The 16,941-nt window shown below is 48.9% G+C and carries 5 protein-coding genes; 3 read left to right on the top strand and 2 right to left on the bottom strand.

The features are described from left to right. Nucleotides 1-2: 2 nt before the first annotated feature. Both BLR32_RS26645 and ispE read left to right on the top strand, forming a co-directional pair. On the top strand, nucleotides 3-605 hold the full coding sequence (locus BLR32_RS26645) for a bifunctional nuclease family protein (protein WP_089836388.1): 603 nt from the start codon (nucleotides 3-5) through the stop codon (nucleotides 603-605). A gap of 64 nt (nucleotides 606-669) precedes the next feature. Continuing rightward, entirely contained in the window at nucleotides 670-1,491 is an 822-nt protein-coding gene (gene ispE / locus BLR32_RS26640; RefSeq protein ID WP_245705527.1) for a 4-(cytidine 5'-diphospho)-2-C-methyl-D-erythritol kinase, read from the top strand. A 288-nt stretch (nucleotides 1,492-1,779) separates the two neighbouring features. Here ispE and rplT read toward each other — a convergent pair whose 3' ends face one another. Together rplT and rpmI are read right to left on the bottom strand one after the other, a co-directional pair. Further along, entirely contained in the window at nucleotides 1,780-2,124 is a 345-nt protein-coding gene (rplT, locus tag BLR32_RS26635; RefSeq protein WP_089836384.1) for a 50S ribosomal protein L20, read from the bottom strand. Nucleotides 2,125-2,173: 49 nt separating this feature from the next. Further along, nucleotides 2,174-2,371: a 50S ribosomal protein L35 gene (gene rpmI, locus BLR32_RS26630; protein ID WP_089788140.1), complete on the bottom strand. Its 198-nt coding sequence runs from the start codon at nucleotides 2,369-2,371 to the stop codon at nucleotides 2,174-2,176. 440 nt (nucleotides 2,372-2,811) lie between these two features. Here rpmI and BLR32_RS26625 point away from each other — a divergent pair, with 440 nt between their 5' ends. Next, nucleotides 2,812-16,815, top strand: a complete 14,004-nt coding sequence (locus BLR32_RS26625) for a T9SS type B sorting domain-containing protein (RefSeq protein ID WP_143011603.1) — start codon at nucleotides 2,812-2,814, stop codon at nucleotides 16,813-16,815. The last annotated feature ends 126 nt before the right edge of the window (nucleotides 16,816-16,941 follow it).

Genomic DNA, 16,941 nt, shown 5'->3' with positions numbered 1-16,941 from the left:
ATATGAGAAAAATAGAACTGGAAATAGTTGCTTTATCGCACAGCATTACGCAAACACATTCTTACGCCGTAGTATTAGGAGAGGTGAACGGTTTGCGCCGTCTTCCTATTGTAATTGGCGGGTTTGAAGCACAAGCTATCGCTGTGGCCTTAGAAAAAATGCAACCCAGCCGCCCACTTACACATGATCTGATGAAAAACTTTATGAATGCTTTTAATATAGAGCTGCATGAAGTAGTGATCAGTAACCTGCAGGAAGGAATTTTTTATTCTAAGTTGATCTGTTATAGTAATGAAGAAACCATAGAGATAGACTCACGCACCTCCGATGCATTGGCGCTGGCTGTACGTTTTGGCTGTCCGATCTTTACTTACGAAAATATTCTTAACAGCGCAGGTATCCTGCTTGACGATCCTGCCGGTAAGAAAAGCGGTGTAAAACCCGTTACTCCCACTATCTCAGAACATGAAAAAGGAGCGGAAGATGATCTCAAAATCCTGAACCTGGACGAGCTTACGCAGCTGCTGCAGGAAGTGCTGGAACAGGAAGATTACATCCGCGCCATCGCTATCCGCGACGAGATCAACAGCCGTAAGAGCCGCTGATAAATATCCTTGCATTTACTATTACAAAATAAACGATCCATAAACCATAGCGCTCCTATGGTTTATGGCTTTTTATACCATGATCGTCTTCCCGAACTGTAAGATCAACCTGGGCCTGCATGTGGTCAACAAACGGCCTGACGGCTTCCATGAACTGGAAACAGTGTTCTATCCGCTACCGCTGACAGATGCCCTGGAAGTGATCAGTCCCGGTAGCCTGCAATTTGCTACCAGCGGTATTGCTGTTCCGGGCAACAGTGCAGATAATCTCTGCCTGAAGGCCTGGCGCCTGCTAAAACAGGACTTCCCTACCCTTCCGGAGGTTGACATTCATCTGCATAAAAACATTCCTATCGGGGCCGGATTAGGCGGAGGATCTGCTGATGCGGCTTTTATGCTACAGTTGCTGAACAACCGTTTTCAATTAGGTATTACGGAAGAGCAGTTATTGATCTATGCCGCTCAACTGGGAAGTGATTGTCCTTTCTTTATACGTAACAAAGCCTGTTATGCTACCGGCCGAGGAGAGATCATGACGCCTATTGACCTGGATCTTTCCGCCTGGTCATTTGTATTGATATACCCGGGCGTTCACATCAATACGGGCTGGGCATTCAGCCGCATTATACCAAAGGCGCCGACATTATCATTAAGGGAAAACATTCTGCAACCGGTGGAAACATGGCAACATACTATTACAAACGATTTTGAAGCGCCTGTACTGGATGCACATCCTGAGCTTGCAGCCATTAAAGAAAAGTTATATACCGAGGGAGCTGTATATGCGAGTATGAGTGGAAGCGGGTCAGCATTTGTGGGGATCTTTCCTAAAAACAAAATAGCCAGTGTTTCGTTCAAGTCCAGCTACAAAGTGTTTATCTTATAATCGTCATCCGATCATGTAGCGGAAGCCGTCTACATTTGAATATTTATCTTTAAACCGCGATAAAACTATTTTACGGAAGCTATAAGCGTTTGTAAGGATCCTTCTTCAGAGAAAAGCTGGTAATTGCCTGCGTCCAACATTAGCCGCAAAATATCTATGTTATCATCAGGATTCGCACTTTCAGGAGAAGTAGTCAGTATCTGGGAAGTGGGCTCGCCTGAAAACAAGATAGCCGGCATTGCACTCAACACCGGCTACAAAGTATTTATTTTCGCAATCGCGATCCGCTTATTTAACGGAAGCGATCAGGCTCTTGAAAGTTGCTGGTTCATTCATTGCCAGATCAGCCAATACCTTCCTGTTCAGGTCGATATTCTTTTCAGACAATTTATGGATAAACTCAGAGTAAGTCATACCTTCTGCTCTTGCAGCAGCGTTGATACGTGCGATCCACAGCTGACGGTAGTTTCTTTTCTTCAGTTTACGGCCTACATAGCTATATGTGAGACCTTTCTCCAATACGTTCTTGGCTACGGTATATACATTTTTCCTTTTACCGTAGAAGCCTTTGGCCTGCTTTAATATTTTCTTCCTGCGGGCCCGGGAAGCAACTGCATTTACTGAACGAGGCATTATAGTGCTTTTTGATCAGGTTAATAATTAATTACAACACCACATCTCATTATCTGAGAGCAAGCATTCTTTTTACCAGGTCCAGGTTAGCTGAACTAACAAGGCTGCTACCTCTCAGGTGGCGTTTTCTTTTGGTAGACTTCTTGGTCAACAGGTGACTTTTGAAGGCATTATACCGCTTAATCTGTCCGCTCCCGGTCACCTTAAAGGTTTTTTTCGCCCGGGAATGAGTCTTTACTTTGGGCATCTTACATCAAATTTGGTCTGCAAAGGTAGGTAATTATTTCAAACAACAAATGGCCAATATAAAATAATTATTAACGTCCTAAGGGTGTGGATAACTTTTAGGCTATTAATTAAACTTTTTTTTCACCCTGTTAAGATACTGAATATCAAATTCCCCCCACACTCCTATTTCCAATTATTCTTCCATTTATCGCTTTAGAATATATACACATTTTTTATATTTCCTATATTAGTTCTAATTTTAATCTTAAAATAGTCTCATTTCTTAGCCATATCAAGTAAAAAAATGATCAAGCCTATGGAAACACTTTACACTTCTCAAAAAGCCATTCCGGTGCAGGATTGGACATCCTATCGATCGGTAAGACATTGTAAATCTGTCAGTTGGCGTGACGTCTAAATCACATCATTTCTGATACTCTTTTCACAAAACACCTACTGATGAAAAAGATTCTAATCCTATTATATATGATGATGTGCTGCGCTATCGGAATAGTGCAGGCGCAGACCATATATGTTAACACACCGGATACGGTCTGTATCTCAACCGCCAGTAGTACGGCGGGGCAGACCAAGTACCTCAGCGTCAACGCGATGGTCGTTACCTCTAACAGATATAAGGTAACGGAGCAGGCATCGTGGGCAATAAGCGGCCCTACTGCCAGCGCAGCTGACTATGAAGTCCTCTACACAGGTAATACGTCTGCGGTAACGAAGGCGGATAAACTGACGAAGACCAAGTCGCTGACATTGCAGTTTCTCGTGCCAGGTACCTATAACCTGACGATCACCCTGCCGTATACGGACAATGGGGTCGCCAAAACATCCGTTCAGACCCGGAAGATCGTTGCGATGGACTGTACAATCAGTACATGCGGTAGCAACGAAGCGAATGACAAGCCGGGCTTCTTTGAAGACTTTGGCACCTTACCGGGTTCCGGTATTGTTCGTCGAGCCTACCCTATTAATGGTGTAGTAACCTACGACTACCAGGGTACCGGAGATCTGGCGGATAACTATTATTCAATATCTAACAACACACAGCTGAAAGGCGACTGGGTAAACAACACCGACCACACCGGTAATAGCCGTGGTGGTATGCTGGTTGCCAACTCTGCCTACGATCCAAGGAGATTTTATCAGAAGACCGTCACAGGGCTTTGTAAAGGATCCGTGTATAATTTTAGTGCCTGGTTGATAAACATCAACCCTATTGGCGTTTTTGAAAGTGGTTGCGTTTCCGGTTACAGATATGCCGGTGTAACCTTCCAGGTAGTGAATGCTGCCAACCCTAGCCAGATCCTTGCTAACTTCCCGACTTACAACGTGTCGATGGACCTGAGTGCTCCTCAGGGCAGCTGGCAGAAATATGGAGGTTCCTTCACGGTTCCTTCGAACATAGACTCAGTTAAAGTACTTATCATTAACAACAAGCCTGGTGGTTGTGGTAACGATATCGCGATTGATGATATCGAATTCGCATATTGTAGCCCGACTATCACTGCTTCTATCAAAGGTAAAACTGATAATCTGGCGGAGGTTGTCTGCGAAGGCGCTCCCATCACACTTACATCTAATTATACTCCTGCCAACTATTTCGTAAATCCGGCCTACCAATGGGAAATGAGTGATGACGAAGGTCTCACATGGATAAACGTACCTTTTGGTACCAATACCTCAAAAGATCTCGTGATCGGTCCGGGCCAGTTGAAAGGTACCAGGACCGTTCCTACGTCTTACCGTTTCCGCGTCCGCATTTATGAAACCGGGAGTGATGCCGTCACGTGTGCCTCGCCCTCGGAATACGTCCGGTTGACGATACTACCAATGCCAACGCTGTACCTGACGAAGAGCCAGGTCTGCGCGGGTGCATTTGTTGAATTACAGGCATCCGGAGGTTTCGACAGGTTTACCTGGAGAGACTTACCAGGATATGTAGGCGCTACCCGTACGATCCAGGTAACCGGTGACACCACTATTATGGTGTATGGTTATGTGGATTATGCTGACGGACATACGTGCGTGGACTCAAACACAGCGTTTATCAGTTCTATTGATAAACCTATCGTAGATGTAATTTCTACTTCACAGAATATCTGTGCCGGTTCTTCTGTTGATATCCGTATCAACGACGCGCTGGCCGGACAGGTAATCGAATGGTACCAGGGTCCTGATGCTGGCGGTAACCTTACGCCACTGCACCAGTATGATGGTATGACCGAGCTGACACAGGTTCAGATCAACACACCTGCAGAAGGCGTCTTTACTGTAATAGTAAGAGATCCCGGTAATGTCTGCCAGGTACAATCTGCTCCATTCATTGTTAATGTAACACCTGTACCGGTTGCTAATGCCGGACCTGATCAGCTGGCATGTGCCAGTGTGAACACCACGGGTAACTTTACTATGGCTGCATTGCTGAATAGCGGCGAAAGCGGTACATGGACTATAGATACGCTGTGGGGACCTGGTGCAGATCCTAGTATTACTGCCGCTGACTTCAAAAACTATGCGAGTATTATGTTCCCTAATCTCAAGGGAACAAGGGTAACACTGAAGAAAGGTGGTATCACGGTAAGATTCAAGTGGACAGTGAAAGCTACTGCCAACACAGCCTGCTCCAGCAGCGACTTTGTTGAAGTAACCCTCCTGTACGATCCAACTTTCAGTGACGCGGGTCGTGACACAACACTGTGTGCCACCAATGTCTTTACGATGAATGCCAGCCAGCCGGATGGTACATTGACCGGGCCGTACGCGGAAACCGGTACATGGAAACTTATCTCTGGTAATGCTACCATCGCAAACATTCATGCATATAATACAACAGTTACCTCCAACGCAAATCCGCAGGATATTGTGCTGACATGGTCTATCACGAATGCTGCGAACTGTACGCCAAGTGTGGATACTGTTATATTACATAAAACTGCCCGTCCGGTAATTTCACTGAAGCCATCTATTATTACCTGTAACACATCCGGTACATTCTCACTGGATACACTGTCTACAAGTGGTAACCCGGATACTTACAGTATTACTGCCGGCGTTCCTGCCCTGCCAGGATTTACAGCGATTAACAACCAGCCTATCACTGCATGGCCGGTGGTAATTAACTACCCTGTGGGCACTGCACGTGGCGTATATAACTTCAACCTGAGCTACAAGAACAGCCTGAATGCAGGTTGTGATTCTACCGTTCCTTTCTCTGTGAGCGTAGAAACTCCTCCTGTTGCTCCGACTGGTATTGCGGTGGGTTCACCGAATATCTGTACTTCCGGTACAAGTACGCTGTCTGTTGTGGGTGGAAGCCTGGGACAGAAAGCTGACGGTACACCAAACGGAACATGGGTATGGTATGCCGGAGGTTGTGGAGTAGGTGCTCCAATAGGTACCGGTACTTCAATTACCGTAGCAGTGAGCGCTACCACCACTTATTATGTACGTGCTGAAACTACCGGTGCATGCTCCAACACTACCTGTGCGAGCGCTACCGTGACTGTATTCCAGGCGCCAAATCCTGCCGCTGCAGGTCCTGACCAGACCAAGTGTAACACTACCGCCTTCACAATGGCTGCCAATGCAGCTTCTGTAGGTACCGGTACCTGGACACTGCCTGGCGGTACTACTGCTACTATCACTGCCGGTCAGGCGAACAGCCCAACCGCTGTAATTAACGTTCCTGCCGGTGTAACTGTAACGGCTACCTGGACTATCACAAATGGTGCATGTACTACTTCAGATCAGGTAGTATTAACTAATAATGCACTGCCAACAGCTGCTGCAGGTCCTGATCAGACTAAGTGTAATACCACTGCCTTCACAATGGCGGCTAATACACCTGCTGTAGGTACCGGTACATGGTCACTGCCTGGCGGTTCTACTGCTACCATCACTGCTGGTCAGCAGAACAACCCAGCCGCAGTAATTAATGTACCTGCCGGTGTTACCGTAACAGCTACATGGACTGTAGTAAATGGTACCTGTTCCGTTTCAGATGCCGTTGTGCTGAAAAACGATGCACTGCCAACAGCTGCTGCAGGTCCTGACCAGACTAAGTGTAATACTCCTGCCTTCACAATGGCAGCTAATACACCTGCTGCCGGTCAGACCGGTACATGGACACTGCCTGGCGGCACCACTGCTACTATCACTGCTGGTCAGACAAACAGCCCTACCGCTGTTATCAATGTACCTGCCGGTGTAACTGTAGTAGCTACATGGACTGTCGTAAATGGCACTTGTAGTGTTTCTGACGCGGTAACGCTGAAGAACGACGCGACACCAACTACTCCTGCTGCTGGTGCTGATCAGACAAAATGTAACAATACATCCTTCACACTGGCTGCTAACGCACCAACCGTAGGAACTGGTGCATGGAGTGTGGTTTCTTCCACTCCTGCCGGATTTACCTTCCCTGCGGCAAGCGTAAACAACCCAACAGCTACTATCACTGTACCTGTTGGTTCAACAGTAACATTGCGTTGGACGATCACCAACGGTACCTGCTCTCTTACAGATGACGTGGTACTGAAAAATGATGCTCCGCCAACTACAGCTGCTGCTGGCGCTGACCAGGCAAAATGTAATACGCCTTCCTTCACACTGGCTGCTAACGCACCAACTGTTGGAACAGGCGCATGGAGCGTAGTTTCTTCTACTCCTGCAGGTTTCACTTTCCCTGCAGCGAGTGTAAATAATCCAACCGCTGCTATCACTGTACCTGCCGGTACTACGGTAACACTGCGCTGGACTATTACTAATGGCACATGTACTTCTACTGATGATGTGATACTGACTAACAGTGCACTGCCAACTACTCCTGCTGCTGGTGCAGACCAGACTAAATGTAATACACCTTCCTTCACACTGGCTGCTAACGCGCCAACTGTTGGAACTGGTGCATGGAGCGTGGTTTCTTCTACTCCTGCTGGATTTACCTTCCCTGCTGCGAGCGTGAATAACCCAACTGCGACCATCACCGTACCTGCCGGTACCACTGTGACCCTCCGCTGGACGATCACTAACGGTACCTGCGTATTGACTGACGATGTTATATTAAAGAATGACGCTGCGCCAACTACATCTGCTGCTGGTCCCGACCAGTCTAAGTGTAACACGCCTGCTTTCACACTGGCTGCTAACACGCCAACTGTGGGTACAGGCGCATGGAGCGTAGTTTCTTCTACTCCTGCCGGATTTACTTTCCCTGCTGCTAGTGTAAACAACCCAACTGCTGCTATCACTGTACCTGCCGGTACTACGGTAACACTGCGTTGGACCATCACCAATGGTACATGTACTTCTACTGATGATGTAACACTCATTAACTATGTAGCGCCAACAGCTGCTAATGCTGGTGCAGATCAGAGCAAGTGTAACACTACCTCCTTCACAATGGCTGCCAATGCAGCTTCTGTAGGTACCGGTACATGGACACTGCCTGGCGGTACTACTGCTACTATCACTGCTGGTCAGCAGAACAGCCCAACCGCGGTAATTAATGTTCCTGCCGGTGTAACTGTAACTGCTACATGGACTATCACAAATGGTGTTTGTACCACTTCCGATCAGGTGGTGTTAACTAATGATGCACTGCCAACAGCTGCTGCTGGTCCAGACCAGACTAAGTGTAATACCACTGCCTTCACAATGGCAGCTAATACACCTGCTGCCGGTCAGACCGGTACATGGTCACTGCCTGCTGGTTCTACTGCTACCATCACTGCTGGTCAGCAGAACAATCCAGCTGCGGTAATTAATGTACCTGCCGGTGTAACTGTAACAGCTACATGGACTGTAGTAAATGGTACCTGCTCCGTTTCTGATGCCGTTGTGCTGAAAAACGATGCACTGCCAACTGCTACTGCGGGTCCAGACCAGGCAAAATGTAATACCCCTGCCTTCACAATGGCAGCTAATACACCTGCTGCCGGTCAAACCGGTACATGGACACTGCCAGGCGGTACTACTGCTACCATCACTGCGGGTCAGGCAAACAGCCCAACTGCGGTGATCAACGTACCTGCCGGTGTAACTGTAACAGCTACATGGACTGTAGTAAATGGCACCTGCTCCGTTTCCGATCAGGTAACCCTGACAAACGATGCACCGCCAACTACTCCTGCTGCTGGTGCAGACCAGACAAAATGTAACACTCCTGCCTTCACACTGGCTGCTAATGCACCAACCGTTGGAACAGGCGCATGGAGCGTAGTTTCTTCTTCTCCTGCAGGATTTACCTTCCCTGCGGCGAGCGTGAACAACCCAACTGCTGCCATCACTGTACCTGTTGGTTCAACTGTAACGCTGCGCTGGACCATCACTAACGGTACATGCTCTCTCTCAGACGACGTGGTACTGACAAATGATGCTCCGCCAACTACAGCTGCTGCTGGTGCTGACCAGGAAAAATGTAATACACCTGCCTTCACATTGGCTGCTAACGCACCAACTGTGGGTACCGGTGCATGGAGCGTAGTTTCTTCTACTCCTGCCGGATTTACTTTCCCTGCGGCGAGCGTGAACAACCCAACCGCGGCGATCACTGTACCTGCCGGTACAACTGTAACGCTGCGCTGGACCATCACTAACGGCAGCTGTACTTCTACAGATGACGTTACCCTGATAAACAACGCTCAGCCAACAACTCCGGTTGCTGGTCCTGACCAGGAAAAATGTAACACACCTTCCTTCACACTGGCTGCTAACGCACCAACTGTTGGAACAGGTGCATGGAGCGTGGTTTCCTCTACTCCTGCCGGATTTACTTTCCCTGCGGCAAGTGTGAACAATCCAACTGCAGTTATCACTGTACCCGCCGGTACTACTGTAACACTGCGCTGGACTATCACCAACGGTACCTGCTCTCTGAGCGACGATGTGATCCTCACCAACGATGAGGCACCAGCTGCCGCTAATGCAGGTCCTGACCAACAGGAATGTAATAATACATCCACCTTCACCCTGGCGGCTAATGCTCCGTCTGTGGCCGGTGCAACCGGTACATGGACCGTGGTATCTCCTGCCAGCTTTACTTTCCCTGCGGCTCAGGTGAACAACCCAACCGCAAGCCTCAGCATCCCTGCGGGTACAGTCCTGACATTGAGATGGACTATCACCAATGGTGTATGTACTACCAGCGATGATTTGGTGATTACCAACTATCAGTTACCTGACGTAGCTAATGCGGGTCCAGACCAGGCTAAATGTGCTGGTACAGACTTTGTAACAGCTGCAAATACGCCAACTGTGCCTGGTGCTGTAGGTACCTGGACTGTTATTAGTGGTGCTGCTACTATCGCGGCTGGTGAAGAAAACCTGGCTGCGGCGCATATCACTGTTGCAAACGGTGCTACCGCTGTTCTCCGCTGGACTATCAAAAACGGTCTCTGTGAAAACTTCGATGAAGTATCACTGACCAACTTCCTGACTCCTTCTCCTGCTAATGCAGGCCCTGATCAGCGTGATTGTAACATTCCTACATTCATTATGACAGCAAACGCTCCGGATGTTCCTGGTGCTACCGGTACCTGGACACTGGCTGCCGGATCTCCTGGTACTATCACTCCTGGTGATGAAAACAAACCAAATGCTGTGATCAACGTACCAACCGGTGCTACCGTAACAGCTATCTGGACTATCACCAATGGTACCTGTCCTTCAGTTGACACCGTGCTGCTGACAAATGATGAAATGCCATCACCTGCTGCTGCGGGTCCTGACCAGGAAAAATGTAATACTCCAGCCTTCACAATGGCGGCCAACGTACCATCTGTAGGCGTAGGTAAATGGAGCCTGACAGCAGGCACCACTGCTTCCTTCGCTGTGGCAGACAGTACTAATCCAAATGCAGTAATCAACGTACCTGCGGGTGTGACTGTAACTGCAACATGGACTATCACTAACGGTACATGTGTAACTTCTGACGATGTTATACTGACCAACTATGCAGCACCAGCTCCTGCTGCTGCCGGTCCGGATAAGGCACAGTGTAACACACCTGCCTTCACAATGGCTGCTAACGCACCAACTGTGGGAACCGGCCTCTGGACACTGCCTGCTGGTTCTACTGCAACTATCACTGCTGGTCAGCAAAACAGCCCAACCGCTGTAATAACTGTACCTGTTGGTACTTCTGTAGTGGCTACCTGGACCATCACAAATGGTGTTTGTACCACTTCCGATGCAGTAACATTAACTAATGATGCACTGCCAACAGCTACTGCTGGTCCAGACCAGGCACAGTGTAATACCACTGCCTTCACCATGGCAGCCAACACGCCTGCTGCTGGTCAAACCGGTACATGGACACTGCCTGCTGGTACCACTGCTACCATCACTGCTGGTCAGCAGAACAATCCAGCTGCGGTAATTAATGTACCTGCTGGTGTAACTGTAACAGCTACATGGACCGTAGTAAATGGTTCCTGCTCCGTTTCCGATGCGGTAACGCTGACAAACGATGCACTGCCAACTGCTGCAGCTGGTGCTGATCAGACTAAGTGTAATACCCCTGCCTTTACAATGGCAGCTAATGCACCTGCTGCTGGTCAAACCGGTACGTGGACACTGCCTGCTGGTACAACTGCTACCATCACTGCAGGTCAGCAGAACAGCCCAACCGCTGTAATCAATGTTCCTGCTGGTGTTTCAGTAGTAGCTACATGGACTGTAGTAAATGGTACCTGCTCCGTTTCTGATGCGGTAACACTGACAAACGATGCGCCACCAACTACTCCTGCTGCTGGTGCAGACCAGACTCAATGTAACACTCCTGCCTTCACACTGGCTGCTAATGCACCAACTGTGGGAACAGGCGCATGGAGCGTGGTTTCTTCTACTCCTGCAGGATTTACCTTCCCTGCTGCGAGTGTGAATAATCCAACTGCTGCCATCACTGTACCTGCCGGTACAACAGTAACGCTGCGCTGGACTATCACTAACGGTACCTGCGTGTTAACTGACGATGTGGTACTGAAAAATGATGCTCCGCCAACAACTGCTGCTGCTGGTGCTGATCAGACTAAATGTAATACGCCTTCCTTCACACTGGCTGCTAACGCGCCAACTGTTGGAACTGGTGCATGGAGCGTAGTTTCTTCTACTCCTGCAGGATTTATATTCCCTGCTGCGAGCGTAAGCAACCCAACCGCTACCATCACTGTACCTGCTGGTACTACAGTGACTCTCCGCTGGACGACCACTAACGGTACTTGTTCTACTACAGACGATGTAACACTGGTTAACAATGCACTGCCAACAACTCCGCTTGCTGGCGCCGATCAGACCAAGTGTAATACACCATCCTTCACATTGGCGGCTAACGCGCCAGTTATAGGAACAGGTGCATGGAGCGTGGTGTCTTCTTCTCCTGCCGGATTTACTTTCCCTGCAGCGAGCGTAAACAACCCAACTGCTGCCATCACCGTACCTGCCGGTACTACTGTGACCCTCCGCTGGACGATCACCAATGGTACCTGCGTATTGACTGACGATGTGGTATTAAAGAATGATGCTCCGCCGACTACATCTGCAGCTGGTCCTGACCAGTCTAAGTGTAACACACCATCCTTCACGCTGGCTGCTAACGTGCCAACTGTGGGAACCGGTGCATGGAGTGTAGTATCTTCTTCTCCTGCAGGATTCACTCTCCCTGCGGCAAGTATAAACAACGCGGCAGCTACTATCACTGTAAATGCCGGTACTACTGTAACACTGCGTTGGACCATCACAAACGGTAGTTGTACTTCTACTGATGATGTAACACTCATCAACTATGTAGCACCAACTCCTGCTGCTGCCGGTCCTGACCAGGAAAAATGTAACACACCAACCTTCACCATGGCTGCTGCTGCACCATCTGTAGGCGTGGGTAAATGGAGCCTGGTAGCCGGATCTACCGCTTCCTTCGCGGTGGCTGACAGTTCCAACAGAAATGCAGTGATCAACGTACCTGCTGGTCAGTCAGTTCAGGCGATCTGGACCATCACCAACGGTGTATGTACCACTACTGATACTGTAAGACTGACCAACTATGTTGCACCAGCTCCTGCTGCTGCCGGTCCTGACCAGGCACAGTGTAACACTCCTGCCTTCACAATGGCTGCTAACACGCCATCTGTAGGTGTGGGTAAATGGAGCCTGCCTGCTGGTTCTACTGCTTCCTTCGCGGTGGCAGACAGTACTAACCCGAATGCAGTAATAAATGTACCTGCCGGTGTAACCGTAACAGCTACATGGACTATCCGCAACGGAGTATGTACTACCAGCGATAATGTAACACTGACCAACTATCAACAGCCAACTGCTGCTGCCGCTGGTCCTGACCAGGAACAGTGTAACACTCCTGCCTTCAGAATGGCCGCTAACGCACCATCTGTTGGTGTAGGTAAATGGAGCCTGTCTGCCGGAACTACTGCATCATTCGCTGTATCCGACAGTACTAATCCAAATGCTGCCATCACAGTACCTGCGGGTGTGACTGTAACAGCTACATGGACTATCAGAAATGGTAACTGTGTAACTTCCGATGATGTTGTCCTGACCAACTACGTACAGCCGGCTAATGCCAACGCTGGTGGTGATATGACGCATTGCGATAACGACCGTTTCGTAATGGCCGCCAACACTCCTTCTGTTGGTACCGGTACATGGAGCCTGCCCGCGGGTACAACTGCAAGCATCGCTGCTACTGACTGGAACAATCCGAATGCTGTGATCACAGTACCTGCGGGTGTAACTGTAACAGCTACATGGACTATCAAAAACGGTACTTGTACCACATCTGATAATGTGATCCTGACCAACCACCAGATGCCAGCTAACGCAGCTGCCGGTGCTGATCAGACTCATTGTGACGATCCAAACTTTACAATGTCGGCTAACATACCGTCTCCTGCTACCGCTACCGGTACCTGGACCATTGTAAGTGGTACGGCTACTATCGCTGACATACACAGCGCATCTACGAAAGTGACAGTTCCTGCCGGTGGTACCGTAACCCTCCGCTGGACAATCACTAACGGAACATGTACTTCAACTCCTGATGAAGTGGTGCTGACTAACCAGGGCGCAATCCTCGGTAACACCATCACCGCAGATCAGCTGCTTTGTGCTAACCAGACTCCTGCTACACTGCAGGGCGCTACCCTGAGTGGTGGTAACGGTACCTTCACTTACCAATGGCAGGTGAGCATCACAAATGCTACTACCGGCTTCGTAAATGTGGCTACCAACGGCACAAATGCAACTTATACTCCTCCAATGATCACACAGAATACCTGGTACAGACGTGTGGTAATGTCAGGTGCATGTACAGGCAACATCAGCAACGCAGTAATGCTGACCCTGATGAATGTTCCGCCTGTTGTGATATCCGTACCTGGTCCGCTGACAGTGGATTGCGTACAGGGTACTGACTACACTACCAAATTCGGTACGCCGGTATTCAGTCACGCTCCTTACAACAACGAGCCACTGACTGTTACTCATAACGATGTAACTGTAACTGTTGACGCTTGTACGTTCACGATCATGCGTACCTGGACAGCAACTGACCGTTGTGGTCTGACCACTCAGGCACAGCAGACCATCACAGTGGTAGACAGAACTGCTCCTGTATTCACAGGTACAGCTCCTGCCAACGTCACTGTAGAATGTGATAAAGTGCCTGTAGCAGTAACACTGACAGCAAATGATGCTTGTGCCGGTGCGCTGACCATCACTCCGATCGAAGTAAGGGTTGATCAGCCAGGTGCATGTGCGAGCAACTATCAGCTGATCCGTAAATGGGTAGCTGTGGATGCCTGCGGTAATGCAAGCGATACACTCAGACAGGTGATCACCGTAAGGGATATGACACCTCCTGTATTCAGCAACCCTGCTCCTGCCAATATCACTGTTGATTGTGATAAGGTACCTGCAGGACAGCCGCTGACCGCTACTGACAACTGTACGCCTGGTACCATCACTGTAACACCGGTTGATGTACGTAAGAACCTCTCCGGTAGCAGATGTACTGACAACTACCAGATCATCCGTACCTGGACAGCGACTGACCTTTGCGGTAACAAAACCGTACTGACGCAGACCATCACTGTACAGGATACTATCAAGCCAAGATTCTCAATGTCACTGCCTCCGGCTATCACTGTTGATTGCGATAAAGTACCAGCAGTAGCCACTATAACAGCCACAGACAACTGTACTGTTTCCGTAGCAGTGAAGGTATCTGAGAAGAAAGAGTTCCTCTCTTCTGTATGTACCAGCAACTATAGATTAACACGTACCTGGACAGCCATGGACAATTGTGGTAACACTGCCACTATGCAACAGGTGATCACTGTACAGGATACTACAAGGCCGGTATTCACCGTAATACCTCCTGCTGATACCACAGTAAGCTGTGATGCAGTTCCTGCTCCGCCTACTAACCTGAAGGCAACAGACAATTGCAGCGCTGTGAAGATCTCTTACACCCAGACACGCGAAACCATCGCCGGTGCATGCGCAAGCAACTACCGACTGATCCGCATCTGGACTGCTAAAGACCAATGTAACAATACCGCGACTATCCAACAGGTAATAACAGTAACGGATACCACCAAACCAGTGATCGATCCTGCTCCGGCAAACGTAACACTGAACTGTGGTGATGCTATCCCGGCTGCTGCTACCCTGTATGCACGCGACAACTGTGATGCTACCTTCCCTAAGAAGGCAACAATGACACAGGATCCGTTTACAGTTGACCTGTGTGCCGGTTATACCATCACAAGAAGATGGACCATCTCCGATGCATGTGGTAATGCGGCTATCGAACGTGTGCAGACTATCACTGTGAATCCTTGTCCTAAACCGGCACTGGATCCTCAACTGCCTGCTAACTGTTCTGACAACACCAAGTTTGCTGTTATGCTGCAGAACAAAGTAAACAGACCTAAATTCACCCTGGTGAGCGTAGTTCCTGCTACCGCAGTAAGCACACCGCTGACACAGAGCAGCAACGTGTTCGACCTGAATGGTGCTACACAGGCTACCTTCATCGTAACCGACGGTGTAACAGGTTGTGTATCTGATCCGATCACTTACGACCTGCAGTATGTAACCAAACCAGTGGTTGATCTGGGCGCCGATGTAGCTATCTGTCAAGGTAGCAGCATTACCCTGGACGCTGGTATCGCAAACGCTGCTTACGGTATCCGCTGGTCAACAGGTGCAACTACCCAGACCATCGACGTAACAACCGCCGGCACTTACACAGTAACTGTTTCAAATGGTATCTGTACTACTACAGACGCTATCAATGTAACAGTGAATATGCCTCCTGTAGTGAACATTCCGGATACTGCGATCTGTGAAGGCCAGTCCGTGAAACTGAACGCTTACGTACAGGGAGCTACCTATGTATGGAGCACAGGTGAAACTACCGCTTCAATTACGGTTAACATGACAGGCACTTACAGTGTAGACGTTACACTGAATGGCTGTACCACTCATGAAGAAGCAACGGTAACAGTTGGTACGCCTCCTGCTATCACGCTGACTGATGATACAGAAATGTGTCCGAATGAAACCCTGATGCTGACGGTTGAACCTGATGGTGGTAGCGTACGCTGGAGCACCGGTGAAACGACCAACTCTATTGTTGTAACTAAAGCAGGCACCTATGAAGTAACCGTAACCCGCGATGGTTGTGTGGTGAACGATCAGGTGACTGTAACTGAAAGACCTGACCTGGATATTGACCTCGGACCAGATAGAGAGTTCTGTACCGGTGGACGCGTGGTAGTAGATGCCAGCAACCCTGATGCGATCTCTTACCTCTGGAATGATGGTGAAACCACTCCAGTCAGAGAAATAGTAATGCCTGGTAAATATGTAGTGTCTGTTATGGACAGGTTCTGTTCAAGAATAACCATGGATAGTGTGAATGTAACTGTGGCTGGTATTCCTGAAACACTCCTCGGTCGTGACACCACACTGTGTATCGGTGAAGACCTGACACTGAAAGTAAATGCGGGTGCTGGTAACACAATCCGCTGGCAGGATGGTTCTACCGGATCTACTTACAAAGTAACCGGCCCTGGAATCTACACTGTAACAGTGTCTAACGAATGCGGATCCGTATCCGACCAGATAGCTGTAAGCTACAAACCTTGTGAGGCAGAGCCACACTTCCCAACCGGCTTCACGCCGAATGGTGATGGACATAACGATATCTTCAGACCAGTCGTTAGAGGTCCGATGTACGATTACGACTTACGTATCTACAACCGTTGGGGTGAGCTGATCTTCCTCAGTAAAGACCAGAAAACCGGATGGGATGGCCGATACAAAGGTGCCCTGGTTGAAAATGGTACTTACGTTTGGATGCTGACCTATAAGAAGGTTATGGGTGGTGCAGTGAATATCGTGAAAGGTGAAGTAACCGCTATCAGATAGTAGAAGTGTAAAGTACAATAGGCAAAGGCGTCCCGGTTATTCCGGGGCGCCTTTCTTTTTGTCTGATATATTAATTTTAGTTAATTTGGACCTGATAGGTACTTATACCACCCTCGTAATAACTAT

The sequence above is a fragment of the Chitinophaga filiformis genome, assembly GCF_900102545.1.
GTDB classification, from domain to species: Bacteria; Bacteroidota; Bacteroidia; order Chitinophagales; family Chitinophagaceae; genus Chitinophaga; species Chitinophaga filiformis.
Note: the sequence above shows the minus strand (reverse complement) of the source record. Positions and strands in the feature narration are given on the sequence as shown.

What these genes read in the sequence shown, in the direction of transcription:
- BLR32_RS26645 (WP_089836388.1), top strand. Translation starts at nt 3, where the DNA reads ATGAGAAAAATAGAACTGGAAATAGTTGCTTTATCGCACAGCATTACG.
- ispE (WP_245705527.1), top strand. Translation starts at nt 670, where the DNA reads ATGGCTTTTTATACCATGATCGTCTTCCCGAACTGTAAGATCAACCTG.
- rplT (WP_089836384.1), bottom strand. Translation starts at nt 2,124, where the DNA reads ATGCCTCGTTCAGTAAATGCAGTTGCTTCCCGGGCCCGCAGGAAGAAA.
- rpmI (WP_089788140.1), bottom strand. Translation starts at nt 2,371, where the DNA reads ATGCCCAAAGTAAAGACTCATTCCCGGGCGAAAAAAACCTTTAAGGTG.
- BLR32_RS26625 (WP_143011603.1), top strand. Translation starts at nt 2,812, where the DNA reads ATGAAAAAGATTCTAATCCTATTATATATGATGATGTGCTGCGCTATC.